The 4,498-nt window shown below is 28.7% G+C and carries 4 protein-coding genes; all 4 read right to left on the bottom strand.

Annotated elements, in window-relative coordinates; all coding sequences use genetic code 11:
- The coding region (locus ACTHW2_RS08395; RefSeq protein ID WP_442263495.1) for an ABC transporter substrate-binding protein at positions 1–1,669 on the bottom strand (1,669 nt) is incomplete at its 3' end.
- 27 nt (positions 1,670–1,696) lie between these two features.
- A complete protein-coding gene (locus ACTHW2_RS08400; protein ID WP_442263496.1) occupies positions 1,697–2,335 on the bottom strand; it encodes a lytic transglycosylase domain-containing protein in 639 nt (212 codons plus the stop codon).
- 14 nt (positions 2,336–2,349) lie between these two features.
- Complete coding sequence (gene coaE, locus ACTHW2_RS08405; protein ID WP_442263497.1) at positions 2,350–2,961, bottom strand: dephospho-CoA kinase; 612 nt, start codon at positions 2,959–2,961, stop codon at positions 2,350–2,352.
- A partial coding sequence (gene polA / locus ACTHW2_RS08410; RefSeq protein WP_442263498.1) for a DNA polymerase I occupies positions 2,948–4,498 on the bottom strand: 1,551 nt, incomplete at its 5' end. The genes polA and coaE, both read right to left, overlap by 14 nt.

The raw sequence follows: 4,498 nt of genomic DNA on the forward strand, positions 1-4,498 counted from the left end.
ATAACTTGTATTTTTCAACACCTTTGTATAGATTAAAAAAAGTAGGCTCGAAATGTCCACTAATATTTTTCCTTAATAATAAAGCTTTATTTTTAAAAAACAAACTTGCATAAGGAAGGTCGTCCATTATTTTCTCTTGCAAATTTATATATTTTACTGTCTTTTCTTTACTAGTAGTAAAGTATATATCTTCTAATAAAGAATCCATATAAGTATCTTTATAATAAGTAACATTAGAACCACTATTTATAAAAGAACTATGAAACATAAAAGATATATCAGTTATTTCAGAAATCTCCCAACCTAAAAGAGATACATCATAATCTCCCTTTTTTATAATCTTATTTAGTCCTTCCCACTCTTTATCTACATCTTCATTAGCTAAAGTTTCCATATCCTTATAAGGATATTTTAAGATTATCTCTATACCAATTTCTTCTAAATTTTTCTTTATTATTTCAGCTGTTTGTCTTCTATATGGATTAGAATAATTTGTCACTAACTCAAAAGATAGTCTCTTTCCTAAACTATCTTTTAAAATACCATCATTTTCTAAGACTCCAAAACCAGCCTCTTTTAATATCCCTTTAGATTTTTCTGCATTATATCCGTAAATATTTGTTACACTTTCAGTTAAATAAGATGATGGATGTATAGGCGTATCTACTTGTGTAGCATGTCCCTGGTGTACTTTCTTTATTATTTCTTGTCTATCAATCCCATAGTAAATAGCTTTTCTAATCTTCTTACCATTTTTTCCAGACAATAGTTTGTTTTGGAAGTTATATCCCATAAATTCATATTCAGGTGAAATATACTCTAAGATTTTTACATTGGAATCTTTCTCGTACTTTTTTAAATCTACTCCCTTGCTATAAGCAAAATCTACCCTACCATCTTCAAAGGCCTTAAGAATAGAATCTTTATCTTCAAAGACTTTACCATTTATCTTAGAAATATTTACCTCACCATCCCAATAATCATCATTTTTTAGTAAAGTAGCTCCTTGAGAACTATTATACTCTTTATACTTATATGGACCTGTTCCTACTGGCTCAAATTTACCATCACTACTGTATGACCCCTTGTGCACTATGGGAAATGTTAAAACTTCTAAACTATTCCCATAGGATTTATTAAAATTTATTCTTATAACACTTTCATCTACTACTGTTGTGCTTATAATATTTTTCATATTAAAATTACTAAAGTTACCAAGAGCAGATTTAAATATATTTGTATATATACTCTCATCATTTAAGTCTTTAAGTTTTTCTATAGTAAAGTCCACATCTCTACTTGTAAGCTTGTCCCCATTATGCCAATATATATGGTCCTTTAATTCTATCTCTATTGTCCTACCTTCATCCTCTATACTATAGTCTTCAGCGAGTAGCGGAACAGGTTTTAGATCCTTATCAAACTCAAAAAGAGACTGATACATAAGTTTGCTAAAATTGTAATAGGTAAAGTTACCACTATTTAAAGGATCTAAGGTATTAAGTCTTGTCAAAGGTATATTTAGCTCATCTCTTATAGCTTCTTGTTTTTCTTTTTCTAAATCACTTTTATCCTTAGTTTCATCTTGCTCTTTTCTTATTACTCCGCAACTCGAGAAAACAATACTTAGTATAAGAAAAACACTAATTATAGTCATTCTTTTTTTCATAATTCATTTTATCGCCTTTCTTTATTATCAAATACTTCTTATATAATCTTTTATTTTATATAAAAAATTAATATACATAGAATCATATTCTTCATTTTTAAAATCTACATCTTTATATATTCTTTTATAAGTCTTATAGTTACTTTTTACTCTTTTCAAATAGTTTTCTGTTTCTTTAAATGGTATTTTTTCTAAGCTCTTTCCATCTTTAGAGTATTTTTTATCTTCAAGCCATTTATTTACATTTCCACTTCCACCATTATAAGCCGCTAAGATAAGATCTGCCTTTCCATTAAACTCTTTTTCAAGCTTTTTAATATACCAGGTTCCTATTTTTATATTTAATTCTGCATCAAATAAGCTATTGTTCTTATAATTCTTTATTTCTAACTCTTCAGCTCCCCATTGTCCTGTCTTCTCAGCAATTTGCATAAGACCCCTAGCATCCTTGTGTGATATAGCATTCTTATCAAAGCCACTTTCTACATTTATAATAGATGCTACCAAGTAGGGATCTATGCCATTTTCTCCAGAATATTTATCTATATATTGTTTATAATCCAGTGGATACCTACTATATAATATTACTCCTCCTATAGTTGTAATAGTAAAAATGCCAACTAGTAATATTATGATTTTAACAATAATTCTTTTAAAGGATATCAAGTTTACCTCCCACCTTAAGATAAATCTTTTAATAAAAGTTCTATCTTTACTTTTAGTTTGTCTATAGATTCTAAGTTATAAATAACCTTACTGGCCTTTTTCTTTTTAGATTCTATGGACATCTGAGAATCTACTCTTTTTATAGCTTCTTCTTTTGTTAAACTATCTCTTTTCATAACCCTATCTATTTGTGTGTTTCTATCAACAAAGACAAGCCATATCTCATCAAAGTAAATTCCATAGCCTAACATTTCATTATATTCTTCAAACAATAATGGTATGTCTAAAAATATTATATCATCGCAGTTTTTTTCTATTTGTCTTTTCATTTCTTTAAATATAAAGGGATGTGTTATACTGTTTAAGTCTTTAAGTAGTTTAGGGTTTGAAAACACTATAGATCCTAAAGCCTTCCTATCTACTTCCCCATCATCCCCTAAAATCTTCTCTCCAAAGTATTCTATAACTTTTTTATAAGATATATTATCTTTTTTCATTAAGTTTCTAGCTATAAGATCCGCATCTATTACTTTATAGCCCATATTTTTTAATTGTTTTGTAAAAGTTGACTTTCCAGTAGCTATACCTCCAGTAACTCCTATAACCTTACAATTAGTGTGTTTCATACCAACTATCTCCCGTTTCAATATCTGCTCTTAAAGGAAGGTCTAACTCTATAGCACCTTCCATAAGTTCTTTTATAAGTTCTTTTATTTCTTCCATTTCATCTTTATGCGTTTCTATAATAAGCTCATCATGAACTTGAAGTATAAGCTTGGATTTTAAACCTCTCTTCTTTATAGTATTATATACTTGGACCATAGCCATCTTTATAATATCAGCAGCACTACCTTGTATAGGTGTATTCATAGCTATTCTTTCTCCGAAAGATCTAACATTAAAGTTTTTAGCTTTTAATTCCGGAATATATCTTCTCCTATGAAGGAGAGTCTCTACAAATCCATTCCTTTTTCCCTCTTCAACTATATCTTCCATAAAGCTCCTGATATCTTTATAGTTTTCTAAATAGTTGTCTATATACTCTTTAGCCTCTTTCCTAGAAATATTTAAATCTCTTGAAAGTCCATAATCAGATATACCATAAACTATACCAAAATTTACAGCTTTAGCATTGCTACGAAGTTCAGAAGTTACTTCATCTAAAGGCACATGAAAAACTTCTGAAGCTGTTTTACTGTGAATATCTATTTTTTCTTTAAAAGCTTCAAGCATTTTTTCATCTCCAGATATATGTGCTAAAACCCTAAGTTCTATCTGAGAATAGTCCGCATCTACCAGTTTATAGCCCTTATCACTTGCTACAAAAGCCTTTCTAATCATTTTACCATCTTCAGTTCTTATAGGTATATTTTGAAGATTTGGCTCAGTACTTGAAATCCTACCTGTACTAGTTATAGTTTGATTAAAGCTAGAATGTATTCGTCCATTTTCAGGATTTATTAAATCAATATATCCATCTATATAAGTAGACTTTAACTTTACTATTTGTCTATATCTAAGAATCTTATCTATAATAGGATGCTTATCTTGCAACTTTTCTAAAACTTCTACACTAGTAGAGTAGCCAGTCTTAGTCTTTTTTATAACTGGAAGTTCCAACGTATCAAACAAGACTTCGCCAACTTGTTTAGGTGAGTTTATATTAAATTCTACACCAGCCATCTCGTGTATTTCACTAGTTAAACCTTCTATCTCCTTACTGTATTTTTCTCCTAAATTTTCAAGCTCATCTTTATCTATTTTAAAACCTATATATTGCATACTTGCTAGGACCTCAATAAGAGGATTTTCTACACTTCTATATAGCTCCTCCATATTTTGTTTCTTTAATTGTTCAATCATAATAGGCTCTAGTTTAAATACTACCTGGAGTATATAACTTAAATAGTCACGTTTTTCATCTTCACTTATCTCTGTATAGTTTTTCTTTTTCTTTCCTTTACCAAGTAGTGCTTCTTCATCTATTCCATAATAGTTTATATATTCTTCACTTAAATTATTTATAGAATATACATTTTGGCTAGGGTCTATAAGATATTGTACTATTTTAGTGTCAAATGTATAGTTTTCTATTTGAATACCTAATCTAAAAAGAACTATAAAATCATCTTTTAAATTGTAACCTATTTTTTCTATCTCTTT

The organism is Tissierella sp. (assembly GCF_052089545.1).
Taxonomy (GTDB): Bacteria; Bacillota; Clostridia; order Tissierellales; family Tissierellaceae; genus Tissierella_A.

Excerpts from the sequence above, each read along its gene's own strand:
- coaE (WP_442263497.1), bottom strand. The coding sequence starts at position 2,961 with ATGAAACACACTAATTGTAAGGTTATAGGAGTTACTGGAGGTATAGCT.